The sequence below is a fragment of the Caldibacillus thermoamylovorans genome (genome assembly GCF_000751775.1).
Lineage (GTDB): Bacteria > Bacillota > Bacilli > Bacillales > Caldibacillaceae > Caldifermentibacillus > Caldifermentibacillus hisashii.
In genome coordinates this window covers 39,440-57,237 of record NZ_CCRF01000045.1, presented here as the reverse complement: position 1 = coordinate 57,237, position 17,798 = coordinate 39,440, and the positions used below count along the sequence as shown (strand labels likewise).

Genomic DNA, 17,798 nt, shown 5'->3' with positions numbered 1-17,798 from the left:
GTTTGTTTTCTCATTAAAGATTATTCATCCTTGTCCTAAAAAATGCTATACTTGTGAAAGATTCCATTTTGTAAAGAAAATCGGGTTTATTTACCTTGGTAGTCGTATACAATCGAAATCGAGATAAAATTTGAAAAGGGTGTTATTTATGTCTTTTGACGGATTATTTACATATGTTATGACACATGAATTAGCTTCCGTCTTAAATGGCGGACGCATTTTGAAAATACATCAACCATTTTTAAATGAAATTGTATTAACAGTCCGGGCCCGGGGGAAAAATGAAAAGTTACTTTTATCTGCACACCCATCCTATGCCAGGGTCCAATTAACTGAAGAAGAATATGAGAACCCGGCTACCCCTCCCTTGTTTTGTATGTTGTTAAGGAAACATTTGGAAGGACATATTATTGAAGACATCTACCAAAAAGAGATGGACCGGATCATCATCTTTAAAATTAAAGGCAGGAACGAAATCGGGGATTTATCCTATAAACATTTAATTATTGAAATTATGGGGCGACATAGTAATATCATTTTAATTGATGCTGATAAAGAGGTAATTCTTGATAGTATTAAGCACATTTCCTATGCAGTTAACCGGTATCGTGCCATTTTACCGGGGCAACCATATATTTGGCCACCTGCTCAAGGAAAATTAAATCCGTTTCTTTGTAAGGAGGAAGATATTCTAAAACAGATTGATTTCAATAGCGGGAAACTGGACAAGCAACTTGTTAACCAATTCAGTGGAATTTCTCCGTTGTTTGCCAAAGAAGTTGTCCATCGGGCAGGGCTTGCCAACCGGATAACGGTACCGAAAGAATTTATTGCTTTAATGAAAAAGGTGCAAAAACGCGAAATATTACCGACAATGATAACAGGAAACCAAAAGGAATATTTTTATATGTTTCCGCTAGAACATATCCCGGGAGAAAAGAAATCATTCCCGACTTTAAGCAAATTATTGGATGCCTATTATTTCGGCAAGGCACAAAGAGATCGTGTGAAACAAATCAGCGGTGATATTGAAAAACGGATCAAAAATGAAATCGATAAAAACAAAGGGAAACTCGAAAAATTACAAGAAACGATGGAAGAAGCGGAAAACAGCTCGATTTATCAATTATATGGAGAATTGTTAACAGCCCATATGTATGCCGTTCAAAAAGGTATGGAGCAAATTACGGTTGAAAACTATTATGATGAAAATAAACCGGTCGATATTCCGTTAAATCCTAATAAAACTCCATCTGAAAATGCCCAAATGTATTTTCAAAAATACCAAAAAAGTAAGAAGGCAATCATACATGTTCAGGAGCAAATGGAAAAGGCAAAAGAGGAGTTGTTGTATTTAGAGAACATTTTGCAACAATTAGAGAGTGCCGCTCCAAAAGATATAGAAGAAATAAAAGAAGAATTGGCCGAACAAGGCTATATTCGTTTGCGGCAGAAAAAAACGGTGAAAAAACAAAAAACGCAACCGGAATTGGAAAAATACGAGGCGGCGGACGGCACTTCCATTCTTGTTGGAAAAAATAATAAACAAAATGATTATTTAACGATGAAGCTGGCTCATAAAGAAGATATTTGGTTGCACACAAAAGATATTCCCGGCTCACATGTTGTCATTCGGAGCGGAAATCCATCAGAGGAAACGATTGAACAAGCAGCCGTTCTCGCAGCCTATTTTAGTAAAGCACGTGCCTCAAGCAGGGTTCCCGTTGATTGTACAAAAGTGAAATATGTCAGAAAACCAAACGGAGCGAAACCCGGATTTGTTATTTATGATCATCAACAAACAATCTTTGTGACACCAAAAGCTGAACTTGTAGCAAAATTAAAGAAAAGGAGCTGATTATCCGGCTCCTTTGTTCTGTTCTTTGTTTGGATTTATCCGATCTGATAAAACTTCCCGTCTGCTAATCAGTCATGCTCAACATTTTTAGTCAGCCGATAACACGTACTAATTCCCCATTCTTTCGGATTTTCCCGCCACTTCATAACAAATGCTACATTGTCTTCCGTTAAATAGCCTTTCTTGACGGCGGTATCAATTAATGTAGAAAAATTAGAAAGGGAGTAATAAGGAACATTGGCTTCACGACACTCCTCCTCCGCCTCAATCAATTGATATGTAAAGATGGAAACGATCCCTAAAACTCGGCAACCTGCTTCTTTCAAAACATTTGCTGCCTGAATTGAACTTTTCCCTGTGGAAATTAAATCCTCAATGACTACCACTTTTTGTCCCGTTTGAACCGGACCTTCAATCTGGTTCTTTTTCCCATGTCCCTTTGAACTTGAGCGTACATAACACATTGGGAGACTTAAAAGATCACTGACCCAAGCAGCATGTGGGATACCAGCAGTTGCAGTTCCGGCAATCAATTCCACTTCAGGAAAATGCGATTCAATTAACCCCGTCAAGCCTTTTGCAACTTCTTTCCGTAATTCAGGATAACCTAAAATCAACCGGTTATCACAATAAATTGGGGATTTTATTCCTGAAGTCCAAACAAACGGTTCATTCGGGTTTAGTGAAACAGCTTTAATTTCTAACAATTTTTCAGCTACCATCGTTTCGGTAATCATACACCAATCAACTCCCATTGTTGTTTAATCTTTAAAAATGTTTCATATGGATCGTGACTTTCGGTAATGGACCGGCCAACGACAATTGCTGACGCTCCTGATTGTCTCGCTTGTTTAGGTGTGGCAACGCGTTTTTGATCACGGACATCATCATTTTCCAAACGAATACCGGGAGTAATAATCAAAAACTCTTCACCGAGATGCCTAATGATCGGGGCTTCATGAACAGAACTAATCACACCATCCAATCCGCTTTGTTTAGCCAATTTTGCATAATGATAAACGGATTGTTCAAGGGTTGATAAAACCAGTTGTTCCTTTTGCATCTGCCATTCTGATGTACTTGTTAATTGGGTAACGGCAACACATTTCGGCCTCTTTTGACCGGCTCCGGTTCCTTGATCCAACCCTGCTAAAGCCGCTTTCATCATTTCGGTTCCACCGGCTGCATGAACAGTGACAAGATCCACGCCTAACCGGGCAATTCCTTTCATGGCCCGTCCGACCGTATTCGGAATATCATGGAGTTTTAAATCAAGAAATATAGAATGGCCCATTCCTTTTATTTGCTGAACAATAGCCGGCCCCTCCCGGTAAAACAATTCCATTCCCACTTTCACAAAAAGAGGTTCATCCGGGAATTTACGTAAAAAGTGAAAAACTTCTGCGCCAGAAGGAAAATCAAGGGCAATGATAACCGGATATTCCATGTTTCCAACTCCTTCCACAAACATCTGAAATATGATCAATATTCAATTTTTCTAATAATTGTTCCAAATCGGTAATGATTTTCGGGCAAATAAACGGATCAATTAGATTTGCGGTACCGACAGCAACGGCACTTGCACCGGCATAAATAAATTCAAGGGCATCTTCCGCACTGGAAATGCCACCCATGCCAATAATTGGGATATTTACTGTTTGACTTACTTCATAGACCATCCTGATGGCGATCGGCTTAATTGCCGGACCGGATAATCCCCCGGTTATATTGGCTAAAATCGGCTTTCCTGTTTTCATATCCAAGCGTAATCCTGTCAACGTATTAATCATCGTAATTCCGTCCGCTCCACCATCTTCTACGGCTTTAGCCATTAAGCGAATATCCGTCACATTAGGCGATAATTTTACGTAGACAGGCACACGGGATACATTTTTCACACGTTTCGTTACTTCCTTTGCTACATCAGGAACCGTCCCGAAGGCGATCCCTCCGTGTTTTACATTTGGACAAGAGATATTAAGTTCAAGGGCATGAACATTTGGCGCCTCAGAAATTTCTTTTGCAACTGAAACATAATCTTCAACTGTTGAACCGGCAATATTTGCAATAATTGGCACATCAAATTGACTTAACCATGGCAATTCTTCTTCCATTACCTTTTTCAGTCCGGGGTTTTGTAGTCCGATGGCATTTAACATCCCACCCGGCGTTTCTGCAACGCGCGGTGTTGGATTTCCATAACGCGGTTCAACTGTTGTTGCTTTGATCATAATCGCCCCAAGGATACTTAAATCATAGAATTCGGCAAATTCCCGACCAAAACCAAAACATCCGGAGGCGGGCATGATTGGATTTTTCAGTTGCAAACCAGGTAAAGATACCGAAAATCGATTCATAAAATCACCTCCCCTGCTTGAAATACAGGACCATCACTGCAAATTTTCCGATACCCCTTTTTGTCTTCTCTATCTTTTGTTGGCCTAATGCAAGCGAAACAAGCACCAATCCCGCAAGACATTCGTTCTTCTAATGAGAGATACACTTCTTTTTCCGGGAATTTTTGTTCCAACGCTTTTAACATCGGGGTCGGTCCACAGGCATATAACCGGTCAAAATCAAAATTTTGTTTTTTTAACACATCGGTTACGAAACCTTTTTCCCCATAGGAACCATCATCAGTAACGATATAAGTAACACCAAGCCGTTGAAACTCCTTAGTAAGAAAAACGGCACTTTTTGTTTGAAAGCCGAGTACATGGATGACTTGAATGTCTCTGTTTCTCAATTGTTTCGATAGCTCATATAAAGGCGGAACACCGATCCCGCCACCGATTAATAAGGCTACCTTCCCGCTTTTCATTTGAACCGGAAATCCGTTACCGAGCGGACCAAGTACATTTATATACTCACCTTGCTGTTTTTTGCTAAGCCAAGTTGTGCCTTTCCCTTCCGTCCGATAAATACATGTCATGATTTGATTTTCACGATCAATCTCACAAATACTGATCGGTCTGCGGAGAAGTGGATCAATCCCTTCTCCGACTTTCATATGAACAAATTGACCGGGTCTTTCAATCTCAGAAACTAGTTTTCCTTGTAAAATCAATTGAAAAATATTTTTAGCAATTTCTTTCTGGCTAACGATTTTCATTTCACCAATTTTCTTCAAACTTCAATCATCTCCTTGGCGTGCACCTTTTCTTGTTTCATTGAATCAACGGAGAAGACAAGTGATTCAAGTACCTTTAAAATCGCCCATGCTGTATCAAGGGAAGTCAGACATGGAACCGCATTTTCCACCGATTCTCTACGGATTCGGAAACCGTCTCGGGCAATTTCTTTCCCTTTTGTCATCGTATTAATGACGAGTTGCGCTTGCCCGGTTCGGATGATATCCAATAAATTATTTGTGCCGCTGCTTTCTACTTTTTCCACTTCTTCTACAGGAATGTTTTTTGTTTTTAAATACATTGCCGTTCCTTTTGTTGCCAGGATCCGGTAACCGATTTGGTGGAATCTTTTGGCCAACAGACCGGCTTCTTCCTTATCCTTATCCGCCACTGTTAATATGACCGATCCGTGCGTATGCATGTTCATTCTTGAAGCGACCAGACCTTTATAAAGTGCTTTTTCTAATGTGTAATCTTTCCCCATCACTTCGCCGGTAGACTTCATTTCCGGTCCTAAAGAAATATCGACATTTTTTAGTTTCGCAAACGAAAAGACAGGTACCTTTACATAGACCCCTTCTTTTTCCGGAATGAGCCCGGTCGGCAGATGTAAGTTTTTTAACGTATTTCCTAAAATGACTTTCATGGCAATTTTGGCCATCGGTATATTCGTTATTTTACTTAAAAATGGAACTGTCCGGCTTGACCTCGGATTTACTTCAATGACAAACACATTTTCGCCGCTAACCACAAATTGGATATTAATAAGCCCGATAATATGTAAGGAATGTGCCAGTTTCATAGTATAATCAACAATTTTTTCTTTTACGGCAGCGGATAAATTTTGTGACGGATAAACGGCGATTGAATCCCCTGAATGGACACCGGCACGTTCAATATGTTCCATAATCCCCGGGATTAAGACATTCGTTCCATCTGAAATGGCATCCACTTCAATTTCTTTTCCGGTAATATAGCGATCGATCAGAACCGGTTGATCCGGATTCACATTGACGGCATTTTCCATATAATGTAATAACTCTTGTTTATGATAAACAATTTCCATCGCTCTTCCGCCAAGTACATAAGACGGCCGAACCAATACCGGATACCCAATCTCATCGGCAATTTCAACTGCTTCAGCAATACTTAATGCTGTACTTCCTTTTGGCTGGGGAATGTTGTTCATTTGTAAAGTTTCCTCAAATTTTTTCCGATTTTCCGCACGATCGACATCTTCCAATTGAGTTCCTAATATGTTTACCCCATGTTCGACTAATTGATTTGCTAAATTAATCGCTGTTTGCCCGCCAAATTGAACAACTACTCCTTTTGGCTGTTCCACTTCAATAACATGCATGACATCTTCAATCGTTAACGGTTCGAAATAAAGCTTATCGGAAATACTAAAGTCTGTTGATACGGTTTCCGGGTTATTATTTATGATGATTGCTTCATAACCGGCTTCTTTAATTGCCCATACAGAATGAACCGTTGCATAATCAAATTCAACCCCTTGACCAATCCGAATCGGCCCTGAACCGATAACGAGGATGCTCTCCCGGTCGGTTTTTACGGATTCATTTTCTTCTTCATATGTCCCGTAATAATACGGCGTGGTTGCTTCAAACTCGGCCGCACAAGTATCAACCGTTTTATAAACCGGCATGATGCCATATTTTTTTCTCAATTGATATACATCGATTTCCGGCATATTCCAAAGTTTTGCGATGATTTTATCGGAAAAACCTTTTTCCTTCGCTTTTCTTAACCGTTCAATATCGAAAACATTTTCGTTCAATTCTTGCTCTAATTCGATGATTTTCTTAAACTTATGCAGGAAAAATAAGTCAATCCCGCTCCATTCATGTATCTCATCAATATGAATGCCCCGTTTTAATGCCTCGCCAATATAAAAGAGCCGCTCATCATCCGCTTGTCGAATCTTTTCTGCTAAACAGTCATTCGTTAATTTTTCAAATGCATCGATTGTTATATGGTAAACACCCGCTTCCAAGGAACGAACCGCCTTAAGTAAAGATTCTTCAAACGTCCGTCCAATGGCCATAACTTCTCCGGTAGCCTTCATTTGGGTACCTAGTGTTCTTGTTGCCGATTCGAACTTATCGAACGGAAACCGCGGTATTTTCGTTACAACATAATCCAGTGCCGGTTCAAACATCGCATATGTTTTCCCGGTAACCGGATTGATCATTTCATCCAATGTTAAGCCGACCGCAATCTTACTGGCAATTTTGGCGATCGGATAACCGGTTGCTTTCGAAGCGAGAGCAGACGACCTACTAACTCGCGGATTTACTTCAATGATGTAATACTGAAAACTATTTGGGTTCAGAGCAATTTGTACATTACAACCCCCTTCAATTTCCAGAGCACGAATGATTTTCAAGGAAACATTGCGTAATAATTGATATTCTCTGTCCGACAACGTTTGGCTCGGTGCAACAACAATCGAGTCACCGGTATGGATTCCGACCGGGTCGATGTTTTCCATATTACAAACGACAATCGCTTGGTCTTTGCTGTCACGCATTACTTCATATTCAATCTCTTTAAAACCTTTAATACTTCTTTCCAGTAAAACTTGATGAACAGGACTTAATTTTAAGCCGTTTGAAACAATCTCGATTAAATCATTTTCGTTCTCACAGATCCCTCCGCCTGTGCCGCCTAATGTGAAAGCCGGGCGGACAATGACCGGATAACCGATTTCTTTAACAAATGCATAGGCTTCATCCAAATTATGGACAATCATGCTTTCCGGTACCGGTTCACCAATTTCATTCATTAATTCCCGAAACAATTCCCGATCTTCTGCTTTTTCTATTGAAGACAATTTTGTCCCTAAAATTTCGACATCATATTGTTCGAGGATACCGGATTTGGATAATTCAACTGCTAAATTTAAGCCGGTTTGTCCGCCTAATGTTGGAAGGAGTGCATCCGGTCGTTCTTTTCGAATAATACGCGTGATAAAATCAGCGGTTAAAGGTTCCATATAAACGACATCGGCAATTTCTGTATCGGTCATGATCGTTGCCGGATTGGAATTAACAAGGATCACCCGATATCCTTCTTCTTTTAAAGCTAAACATGCTTGCGTACCCGCATAATCAAATTCAGCAGCCTGCCCAATAATAATCGGACCGGAACCGATGACTAAAATCGACTTAATATCTGTACGTTTCATGACCCGCTTCCTCCCATTTTTGAATCAATTCGATAAATTGATCGAATAAATCATTGGCATCTTCCGGACCCGGGGCGCTTTCCGGATGATATTGAACGGAAAACGCCGGATATTTTTTATGTTTCAACCCTTCTACTGTTCCGTCATTTATCGCAATATGAGTAATTTCCAGATTCGTATTTTTTACAGAATCGAGTGACACTGCATAGCCATGGTTTTGCGACGTTAAAATGACTTTTCCGGTTCTGACATCTTTAACCGGGTGATTGGCTCCGCGATGACCGAATTTCAGTTTTTCCGTATCAGCCCCATTTGCTAAAGCCAATAATTGATGACCTAGACAAATTCCGAAAAGCGGAACTTGACCAAGTAATTCTTCCACCATTTTGACGGCATACGGAACATCTTTCGGGTCCCCGGGTCCGTTCGATAACATCACGCCATCCGGATGTAAAGCCAGTATCTCTTTACTTGTTGTGTTATGAGGAACAACAATGACATGACAATTTCGATGTGTTAATTCCCTGAGAATTCCGTGTTTCATCCCAAAATCAACCAAAACGACACGATAGCCCCGGCCCGGACTCGGAAAAATTTGCTTGGTTGAGACGGTTGATACAAGGTCGTTTGCCGCCTTTTCCCGTTTCAGTCGATCAATCACTTCATCTTTGTTTACATCGATCCCGCATAACATCCCACGTAATGTACCGAATTGACGAATTTTCCTCGTTAATTTACGCGTATCAATCCCTTGCAAACCGGGGATATTTTTTGCTTTACAATAAGTGTCAATGGTCATTTGACTGCGAAAATTTGAAGGGTAGTCAGCCGCTTCTTTAACAATCAATCCTTTAATTGCCGGTTGAAATGTTTCAAAATCTTCATGATTCACCCCGTAATTTCCGATTAACGGATATGTCAATGTTACAATTTGTCCGGCAAAAGAAGGGTCAGTAATAATTTCTTGATAGCCGGTCATGCCGGTATGAAAAACAACTTCTCCGATTGAGTCATTATTTGCTCCAAAAGCCTCGCCAATAAAAATCGTTCCGTCTTCTAAAATTAATTGTCTTTTCAATGATGAACACGCTCCTTCTCCCAGACAACTTCGCCCGAAACAATGGTTGCTTGCGGCCAACCTTTACATGTCCAACCGGCAAACGGTGTATTTTTTCCTTTCGATACAAAAGTAGCCGGATCAATCGTCTCCTCTTGTTTCCAATCAATAAGAACTAAGTCAGCCACATTTCCTTCCGCCAATTTTCCATATGGCAAGTTGAAAATATCTGCCGGTTTTTTTGTTAAGAAATCAACCAACTGTTTTAGTGATAGCACCCCTTTTTCAACAAAATTTGTATAGAGAAGGGGAAAAGCTGTTTCCAAGCCGACGATGCCAAACGGCGCTTTTTCCATTCCTTGACGTTTTTCTGACTCACTATGTGGCGCATGGTCAGTGGCAATTAGATCAATGGTTCCGTCAAGCAGGCCTTCAATAAGTGCTTCCTGATCAGCCCGACTTCTTAACGGCGGATTCATTTTATAATTCGTGTCATTACCCGGAATATCGTCTTCACATAATAACAGGTGATGGGGGGAGACTTCCGCTGTCACATGAATGCCTGCTCTTTTTGCGTCGCGGACAATTCTCACAGATTCTTTCGTACTAATATGACAAACATGGTAATGACAGCCGGATTGTTCTGCGAGCAAAACATCTCTGGCAATCTGAACCGATTCGGCAAGGGAAGTAATCCCTTTTAGACCAAGCCGTTTATCAACTTTCCCTTCATGGACGACACCACCTTGTACAAGGGACATATCTTCACAATGGGCGACAATGGCTTTATTTACTTTTGCCGCCTCCCTCATCGCTTGATACATTCTTTCTGCCGTTTGAATGCCAACCCCGTCATCAGTAAAAGCAAACGCACCCGCTTCTGCCAATTCTTTAAAATGATTCAGTTGGTCGCCCGCCAGTCCTTTTGTGATCGAACCGTATGGAAGAACGCGAACTTTTCCTGTCTCTTGGATTCGTTTTTTTAACCATTGAATCTGTTCTTTTGAATCCGAAACCGGGTTGGTATTCGGCATGGCACATATCGTTGTGAAACCGCCTTTTGCTGCAGCTTTTGTACCGGTTTCTATCGTTTCTTTATGTTCCCCGCCCGGTTCCCGCAGATGAACATGGACATCAATAAATCCCGGGCTCACGAATAATCCGTTCGCATCGATTACTTTTTCTGCTTGATCCTCCCCTGAAAGATGTTCCGAAATTTTTACAATTTGTCCGTTGTCAATATACAGATGTTTCTTTTCCAATGAACCATTTTCATTAATTAGCAATCCGTTTTTTATAATGAGTTTCATATATTTTCTCCCCTTCATTTTGTTGCTGTATCGCCCGTTTCAATACACTCATTCGGATAAACACGCCATTTTCCATTTGTTTAAAAATCCGTGATCTGTTACATTTAACAAGTTCAGAAGCTATTTCCACATCGCGGTTGACCGGTGCCGGATGGAGGATAATGCTATGCTTTTTCATCCTTTTTTCTCTTTCCAAGGTAAGTCCAAATGTTTGATGATATTCCTCCTTCGTCAGAGAAGAAATCATTTTATGCCTTTCATGTTGGATTCTTAGTAACATCACGACATCAGCCTGTTCGATGGCTTCATCGATAGACAAGTATGTTCCTTGTTTAATGATTGATTCATCAAACCAATCAACCGGCCCGGAGAAACTGACTTTCGCCCCTAATCTTGTTAATGCATCTGCATTCGAACGGGCCACCCTGCTATGGCGAATATCCCCGATGATTGCCACATGTAACTGGTCCAAGCGACCAAATTCTTGTTTTATTGTCAACAGATCAAGTAATGATTGGGTCGGATGGTGGCCGCAACCATCACCGCCATTAATAATAGGGATATGAATCGTTTTAAGTTCATCAAAATAGCGTTCTTTTTCATGGCGAATGACGACAGCAGAAACACCGACGGCCTCCAATGTTTTCACCGTATCATACAAACTTTCCCCTTTAAGCACGCTTGATGAACCTGCGTCAAACGGGATGACTTGAAACCCAAGTTTTCGCTCAGCCACTTCAAAACTGCATTTTGTCCTGGTACTTGGTTCAAAAAACATATTCGCTACAAAGGTTTGATTTTCCGGTTGCCAAGTTTTCCCTTTTGAAAATTCATCAGCTTCGTGTAAAATTGCCAGAATTTCTTCAGTTGATAATTGATCCATCGTTAATAAACTTTTCATTGAATCTCCCCCCTTGATTCATTAAGAAACATTTAGTATAAAAAAACCTCTTTCCAGTATATGGAAAGAGGTAAATGAGTAGCGTTGCATTCACAGCCTGAAGCAGGTTCTACTTCCGACTGACACTCAGCCTTCCCCTTTCCAGCCTCTCTGGACTGTCTGTTAAAAGGGCAATCTTTTTATGTGTCATGGATTGTCACTTGGTCGATATGATCAACTTCCACCAGATCAACAACAATCATCTCCGTTTTTGCTGTCGGTATGTTTTTTCCAACATAATCTGCGCGAATCGGCAGTTCACGATGACCTCGATCAACAAGTACGGCCAGTTGAATCAGGCCGGGTCTCCCGAAATCGATGAGGGCATCCATTCCTGCTCGGACTGTTCTTCCGGTGTACAAGACATCATCAACTAAGACAACGGTTTTATTATGTATATCAACCGGAATATCCGAACCTAAAACTTCCGGTTCTTTATCCTTTGTTTTGATGGATAAATCATCCCGATACAAAGTAATATCCAATTCGCCAACCGGTACATTTTTTCCTTCAATTTGGTTAATTTTTTCAGCCAACCTTCTTGCCAAGAATATGCCGCGTGTACGAATTCCTACAAGAACAACATCTTCAATCCCTTTATTTCTTTCAATGATTTCATGAGCGATCCGGGTTAATGCTCTTCGGATTGCTTGCTCATCCAAAACAATTGCTTTTTGCAATCTGCTTCCCTCCATTGTTTATGGAACATTCGCGTGATCCATTTCCGTTTCAATAAAAAACTCCTGCCAAAGAGGGCAGGAGAATAAACTGTTTCTTTTTTAAAAAATAATCCGTTCCCTTCTCAGACTCTCTGGACTGATTTAAAGGTGCTATTCAGTTCTGTTATGATCATAAAATGAATTTCCGATTTTGTCAATGGCGAAAAAGATAATTATTTATTAAAAACATTAAGTGATGACCTGACCAGTGCATCAATTCCCCGTTACAAGTTCATCCGTAATTGTTCTAAAAGCACTAGAAATTCCTGGGGCAATGGTGCACGAAATTCCATATATTCCTTTTTTCTCGGATGAATAAAGCCAAGAACCCCGGCATGGAGTGCCTGTCCATCAATTTCTAAAGTTTTTCTCGGTCCATATTTCGGGTCACCGGCGAGCGGATAACCGATATATTTCATATGAACCCGGATTTGATGGGTTCTGCCTGTTTCCAGTTCACATTCAATATGAGTATAGTCTTGAAAACGTTCAAGCACACGGAAATGGGTGACGGCATGTTTTCCATTATCGACCACTGCCATTTTTTGTCGATCATTTTTATCCCGTCCAATCGGTGCGTCCACCGTTCCGTAATCATGCGGAATAACGCCGTGAACTATCGCTTCATATTTCCTTGTTACCGACTTTTCAACGAGTTGTTCGACTAAACACTCATGTGCAAAATCATTTTTTGCAACCATCAGTAAACCGGATGTATCTTTATCAATACGATGGACAATTCCCGGTCGCATCACTCCATTAATACCGGACAAATCTTTACAATGAGCAAGCAGCCCGTTGACAAGCGTTCCGGTTACATGGCCCGGTGCCGGATGAACGACCATTCCACGCGGTTTATTAACAACAAGAACATCCGAATCTTCATAGTAAATATCTAAATTCATTTCTTCCGGTTCAACATTTAATGGAACAGGATCCGGCACATTGATGACCAGTTTATCGCCAGTTTCGCATTTATAATTGGCTTTTGGTTTATTACCATTAACCGACACAACACCATCTTTAATCCATTCCTGCACTTGCGTCCGGGACCAATCTTCTTCAAGAGATGTTATCAATTTATCAATTCTTTCACCCGCTTGATCCTCACGGACAATGTGCAAAATCTTTTCCATATTATTGCTCCTTTTTCTCTTTACGTTCTTCTAAAAACATGACAATTATTAATAATATAACCCCGATGGTTAAAGAAGAGTCAGCAATATTAAAAATTGGGAAGTCATAACCGAATATTTTTACATCAATAAAATCAACGACTTCTTTGCGAAACAAACGGTCAATGAAGTTGCCAACAGCTCCTCCTAACATGAAGGCCAATGAGATACTATTTAGCGGTTTTCCTTTCGCATATTTTTGCAAATAATAAATGATAAAAATGACTACAATAACGGTGATGAGGTAAAAGAACCACATCTGCCCTTGTAAAATGCCCCAAGCGGCACCACGATTTCGGTGTGATGTTATGTAAAATAAATTTTCGATAACAGGGATACTTTCACCAAGATCCATAAATTTAACGATCATCCATTTCGTCAATTGATCGAAACCGATAATGATGATTGAAAGCAAATAATACAGCAATGCACGCCCTCCAAACTCTAGATAGACTCTTTTTGCATTGTAGCATAAAAGAACATTTTTTGCATTTACCGTTGGAATTTTTTTATTTACTGGATATAAAAATGTTTATACACAAAAAAGACAGGACATATAGTTATACCTGTCAAAAGGGAAAAACCGGTTTTTTTAAATATTTCAGTAATGTTTTCATTTCACTTAAGGAACGAACGGTTGGTTGAAAAGTTAAAAATTCAACTGGGATTGGATGCCCTGTTTCTTCACAAACGCCATAATGACCGGTTTCAATTTTTTCTATTGTCGCAATTAAATCTGACAGTTCTTCCTCGGCCATTTGTTTTACTTGAGGTGACAATTCATGATTGTTAAGGTGCTCTTCTAAATCAATTTTCATTGCAACAATTTCATTATAAAGATCATGTAGCGATTGACTCAAGGAATGTACCCTCCCATCCGTGATCCAATTTCTAATTGTTATTGTATGTTTATTATTACCGATTGTTCCTTTCTGACGGCTATAACTATTTTCTATTTCATTAAATACAAGGTAGAAATGTAAAAATCTTTTTAAACAAGCAAAAAAAGGGAAGACAATTCTTCCCTTTTTTATAGTATAAGAAAGTATAAAAATACAAGTAAATAACTTGGGATTAGTTTTATTGTCTAGCTCCGAGCGCCAGCGACTGAGAAACTAGCTCCCCTTTAATGTGCTCCTGCGCCATAGCCTATTCGAGGAAGCGGATGTTCAGCTCGTCGCAAAGCTTCATGAAGTATATCAAGGAAGATTACTCATGAAGTTCACTCTAGGAGTAGCTTCACTACGATAAGTCAACATCGGCTCGTGCCTCGCCGTGTTTCCTTTTCCTCGAAAATGCATTCGCATTTTCTTCGTGCGATGCCTATTCAGGGAAGCAAATCTGTTCTCATTGCGGGGCGCTCCAGTTTGTACGTCGCTAAGCGGGCGCTCTGCGCTTTTCTTGGGTAAATCTGTTAATTAACTAAATGACTATAATGTTCTTCTACAATATTTGCACAGCGGGTACATAATGTCGGATGATGATGGTTATGACCGACATCCTTTGTCACTACCCAGCAACGTTCACAAGTTTCTCCTTCAGCTTTTGTTACGACAATGGAGGCCTTTTCCAATTTCAATGCATTACTTGGCGCTTCATCATAATGACCGGCCACTTCAAAATCAGAGACAATGAAAATTTGTCCAATATTTTCTGAAATGGAATCTAGTAATTGTTTTACATCATCGTGAACATATAAAGTAACTTTTGCTGTCAGTGACTTACCAATTATTTTTTCATTGCGAGCTTCTTCCAAAGCTTTTAACACGTCATCTCTTAATTTCATAAATTGCGACCATTTTTCTTCCAGTTGAACGGCATTTGGGTATTCTTTATATTCCGGCAGGTCGGTCAGTTGGACACTTTCTTCCTCAACACCTTTTATATATGCCCATACTTCATCGGCTGTATGTGCCAAAATCGGCGCTAACATTTTTGTTAAAGATACGAGACATTCATAGATGACCGTTTGCATGGAACGACGAATAGGGTTATTTTCTGCTTCAATATAAAGAACATCTTTGGCAAAATCTAAGTAGAATGAACTTAAGTCAATCGTGAAAAACTTGTTCATATCATGGTAAATTTCCATGAAGTTATATGTTTCATAAGCATGCCGTACTTTTTTCACGAGATTGTTTAATTTTACCAGTATATATTGGTCAACTTCACGTAAGTTTTCATATGGGACTGTATGCTGCTTCGGATCAAAATCAGCTGTTGTTCCGAGCATGAATCGAAGCGTATTGCGAATCTTCCTGTACACTTCAGACACTTGTTTAAAATTATCCATGAATACTTTGACATCTGCCGTATAATCCACAGAAGCGACCCATAATCGCAAAATATCGGCACCGAATTGCTTTGTCACCTGATCAGGAACAATGGTATTTCCGATGGACTTTGACATCTTTTTACCTTCCGCATCGACAGTAAACCCGTTTGATACAACTCCTTTATATGGTGCAACACCGTTAACCGCAACACTGATAATCAGACTAGAGTTAAACCAGCCACGGTATTGGTCGGAACCTTCCAAATAAATATCTGCCGGAAATTGAAGTTCTTCACGAGTTCTTAATACACCATGATGAGAGGAACCGGAATCAAACCAAACGTCCATAATATCATTTTCTTTTGTAAATAAACCATTCGGACTGCCCGGATGACTGAATCCTTCAGGTAGAAGGTCTTTCGCTTCTCTTTCAAACCAAATATTGGATCCATGTTGTTCGAATAGGCTTGCAACATGTTCAATCGTTTTTTCGGTAATAATCGGTTCACCATTTTCCGCATAAAATACCGGAATTGGTACACCCCAAACCCGCTGTCTTGAAATACACCAGTCACCGCGATCACGAATCATATTATACAGTCTTGTTTCGCCCCATTTATTATACCAATTCACTTGATGGATTTCTTTTAACAGTTGTTCACGAATTGGATCAATGGATGCAAACCATTGCGGTGTTGCTCGGAAAATAACCGGTTTTTTCGTCCGCCAATCATGCGGATACGAGTGGGTAAGGAATGATAATTTAAGTAATGCGCCAACTTCTTCCAGCTTTTTCGTAATATGCTTGTTTGCCTCTTCGTAAAACAATCCTTCAAAGCCGGGTGCTTCTTCGGTCATGCAACCTTTGTCATCGACGGGACTGAGTACATCAAGATTATATTTTTGACCAACATAGAAGTCATCTTCCCCATGACCGGGAGCGGTATGAACGCAACCGGTACCGGCATCGGTTGTAACATGTTCACCCAACATAACAAGCGAATCACGATCATAAAACGGATGTTTCGCTAAAACATATTCTAAGTCAGAACCTTTGACCGTTTTCAAGACTTGATAATCTATCCAGTCTAATTCTTCACTGACGGACTTCAATAAGTCTTCGGCGACTACGAACTTCCTGTTTCCTACGTTGACTACAACATATTGCAGATGTGGATGAACAGAGATCCCTAAGTTGGCCGGAATGGTCCATGGAGTTGTCGTCCAAATAACGATTTCTGTATCCGAGTCAAGCACCCCTTTGCCGTCTTTAATCGGGAATGCCACATAAATGGATGGTGATTTGATATCTTTATATTCAATTTCTGCTTCAGCTAATGCCGATTCCGATGACGGCGACCAATATACCGGTTTTAATCCTTTATAAATTAATCCTTTTTTCGCCATTTCACCGAAAACACGAATTTGTTGTGCTTCAAATGAATGGTGTAAAGTTAAATATGGATGTTCCCAATCACCGCGTACACCCAATTTTTTAAAGCCGGTCCGTTGAATATCGACTTGTTCATAAGCATATTGCTCACAAAGTTTACGAAATTCAACAACGGACAGTTCTTTTCTTTTCACACCTTTTTTTGTCAATTCTTGTTCAATTGGCAAGCCATGGGTATCCCACCCCGGAACATACGGAGCATCGTAGCCCATCATGGACCGGGAACGAACAATAAAATCTTTTAAAACTTTATTTAAAGCATGACCCATGTGTAGACTGCCGTTTGCATATGGTGGTCCGTCATGAAGAATGAATTTTGGACGTCCTTTTGTCCGTTCTTGAACCTTTTTATAAATATCCATTTCTTCCCAGCGTGCTTGAATTTCCGGTTCTTTTTTCGGCAAATTTCCACGCATTGGAAAATCAGTTTTCGGCATTAATAATGTATCTTTATAATCCAATGAAATTGCCCTCCTTAATACGAATTTTGGTAACAGTGTTAACCAGTTTTGGTAAGAATAATCATTTTGGCTATAAAGTAAAATAAAAAAGCCTTCACATCCCTGTATATGGGACGAGAAAGCTTTCCCGCGGTACCACCCAAATAGACAAAGAGAAAAGACGTTCTTTGTCCGCTCATTTTATAACGTGAAACACGCCCACCCTTAC

General features: G+C 40.1%; 14 protein-coding genes and 1 other annotated feature (1 of these 15 cut by a window edge). Of the genes, 1 reads left to right on the top strand and 13 read right to left on the bottom strand.

Annotated features, from left to right (window positions below; translation table 11 throughout):
* Positions 1–148 precede the first annotated feature (148 nt).
* Positions 149–1,858, top strand: coding sequence for an Rqc2 family fibronectin-binding protein (locus BT1A1_RS07365; RefSeq protein WP_034769670.1), 1,710 nt, complete (start codon positions 149–151; stop codon positions 1,856–1,858).
* Between the two features lie 68 nt (positions 1,859–1,926).
* Here BT1A1_RS07365 and pyrE read toward each other — a convergent pair whose 3' ends face one another.
* From pyrE to ileS, 13 genes are all read right to left on the bottom strand, one after another.
* Entirely contained in the window at positions 1,927–2,595 is a 669-nt protein-coding gene (gene pyrE / locus BT1A1_RS07360; protein ID WP_231553310.1) for an orotate phosphoribosyltransferase, read from the bottom strand.
* Entirely contained in the window at positions 2,592–3,305 is a 714-nt protein-coding gene (gene pyrF, locus BT1A1_RS07355; protein WP_034769668.1) for an orotidine-5'-phosphate decarboxylase, read from the bottom strand. The genes pyrE and pyrF overlap by 4 nt, the downstream gene beginning before the upstream one ends.
* Positions 3,277–4,215: a dihydroorotate dehydrogenase gene (locus BT1A1_RS07350; RefSeq protein WP_034769665.1), complete on the bottom strand. Its 939-nt coding sequence runs from the start codon at positions 4,213–4,215 to the stop codon at positions 3,277–3,279. Before BT1A1_RS07350 ends, pyrF begins: the two co-directional genes overlap by 29 nt.
* Positions 4,212–4,970, bottom strand: a complete 759-nt coding sequence (locus tag BT1A1_RS07345) for a dihydroorotate dehydrogenase electron transfer subunit (RefSeq protein ID WP_034769856.1) — start codon at positions 4,968–4,970, stop codon at positions 4,212–4,214. Before BT1A1_RS07345 ends, BT1A1_RS07350 begins: the two co-directional genes overlap by 4 nt.
* A gap of 14 nt (positions 4,971–4,984) precedes the next feature.
* Complete coding sequence (carB, locus tag BT1A1_RS07340; protein WP_034769663.1) at positions 4,985–8,200, bottom strand: carbamoyl-phosphate synthase large subunit; 3,216 nt, start codon at positions 8,198–8,200, stop codon at positions 4,985–4,987.
* The gene (locus BT1A1_RS07335; RefSeq protein ID WP_034769660.1) at positions 8,181–9,278 is read right to left on the bottom strand and encodes a carbamoyl phosphate synthase small subunit; all 1,098 of its coding nucleotides are present in this window, start codon (positions 9,276–9,278) and stop codon (positions 8,181–8,183) included. Before BT1A1_RS07335 ends, carB begins: the two co-directional genes overlap by 20 nt.
* Positions 9,275–10,567, bottom strand: a complete 1,293-nt coding sequence (locus tag BT1A1_RS07330; RefSeq protein WP_034769658.1) for a dihydroorotase — start codon at positions 10,565–10,567, stop codon at positions 9,275–9,277. Before BT1A1_RS07330 ends, BT1A1_RS07335 begins: the two co-directional genes overlap by 4 nt.
* A complete protein-coding gene (locus tag BT1A1_RS07325) occupies positions 10,533–11,468 on the bottom strand; it encodes an aspartate carbamoyltransferase catalytic subunit (protein ID WP_034769656.1) in 936 nt (311 codons plus the stop codon). Before BT1A1_RS07325 ends, BT1A1_RS07330 begins: the two co-directional genes overlap by 35 nt.
* A 179-nt stretch (positions 11,469–11,647) precedes the next feature.
* Positions 11,648–12,187, bottom strand: coding sequence for a bifunctional pyr operon transcriptional regulator/uracil phosphoribosyltransferase PyrR (gene pyrR / locus BT1A1_RS07320; RefSeq protein WP_034769654.1), 540 nt, complete (start codon positions 12,185–12,187; stop codon positions 11,648–11,650).
* Between the two features lie 263 nt (positions 12,188–12,450).
* Positions 12,451–13,362, bottom strand: coding sequence for an RluA family pseudouridine synthase (locus BT1A1_RS07315; protein WP_034769651.1), 912 nt, complete (start codon positions 13,360–13,362; stop codon positions 12,451–12,453).
* A gap of 1 nt (position 13,363) precedes the next feature.
* On the bottom strand, positions 13,364–13,828 hold the full coding sequence (gene lspA / locus BT1A1_RS07310; protein ID WP_034769648.1) for a signal peptidase II: 465 nt from the start codon (positions 13,826–13,828) through the stop codon (positions 13,364–13,366).
* A 142-nt stretch (positions 13,829–13,970) separates the two neighbouring features.
* The gene (locus BT1A1_RS17395; RefSeq protein ID WP_051989057.1) at positions 13,971–14,261 is read right to left on the bottom strand and encodes a TraR/DksA C4-type zinc finger protein; all 291 of its coding nucleotides are present in this window, start codon (positions 14,259–14,261) and stop codon (positions 13,971–13,973) included.
* A gap of 554 nt (positions 14,262–14,815) precedes the next feature.
* Positions 14,816–17,590, bottom strand: coding sequence for an isoleucine--tRNA ligase (gene ileS, locus BT1A1_RS07300; protein ID WP_034769646.1), 2,775 nt, complete (start codon positions 17,588–17,590; stop codon positions 14,816–14,818).
* A 106-nt stretch (positions 17,591–17,696) separates the two neighbouring features.
* Positions 17,697–17,798: a binding site (T-box leader), on the bottom strand (it continues 124 nt past the right edge of the window).

Excerpts from the sequence above, each read along its gene's own strand:
- BT1A1_RS07365 (WP_034769670.1), top strand. The coding sequence starts at position 149 with ATGTCTTTTGACGGATTATTTACATATGTTATGACACATGAATTAGCT.
- pyrE (WP_231553310.1), bottom strand. The coding sequence starts at position 2,595 with ATGATTACCGAAACGATGGTAGCTGAAAAATTGTTAGAAATTAAAGCT.
- pyrF (WP_034769668.1), bottom strand. The coding sequence starts at position 3,305 with ATGGAATATCCGGTTATCATTGCCCTTGATTTTCCTTCTGGCGCAGAA.
- BT1A1_RS07350 (WP_034769665.1), bottom strand. The coding sequence starts at position 4,215 with ATGAATCGATTTTCGGTATCTTTACCTGGTTTGCAACTGAAAAATCCA.
- BT1A1_RS07345 (WP_034769856.1), bottom strand. The coding sequence starts at position 4,970 with ATGAAAATCGTTAGCCAGAAAGAAATTGCTAAAAATATTTTTCAATTG.
- carB (WP_034769663.1), bottom strand. The coding sequence starts at position 8,200 with ATGAAACGTACAGATATTAAGTCGATTTTAGTCATCGGTTCCGGTCCG.
- BT1A1_RS07330 (WP_034769658.1), bottom strand. The coding sequence starts at position 10,567 with ATGAAACTCATTATAAAAAACGGATTGCTAATTAATGAAAATGGTTCA.
- BT1A1_RS07325 (WP_034769656.1), bottom strand. The coding sequence starts at position 11,468 with ATGAAAAGTTTATTAACGATGGATCAATTATCAACTGAAGAAATTCTG.
- BT1A1_RS07315 (WP_034769651.1), bottom strand. The coding sequence starts at position 13,362 with ATGGAAAAGATTTTGCACATTGTCCGTGAGGATCAAGCGGGTGAAAGA.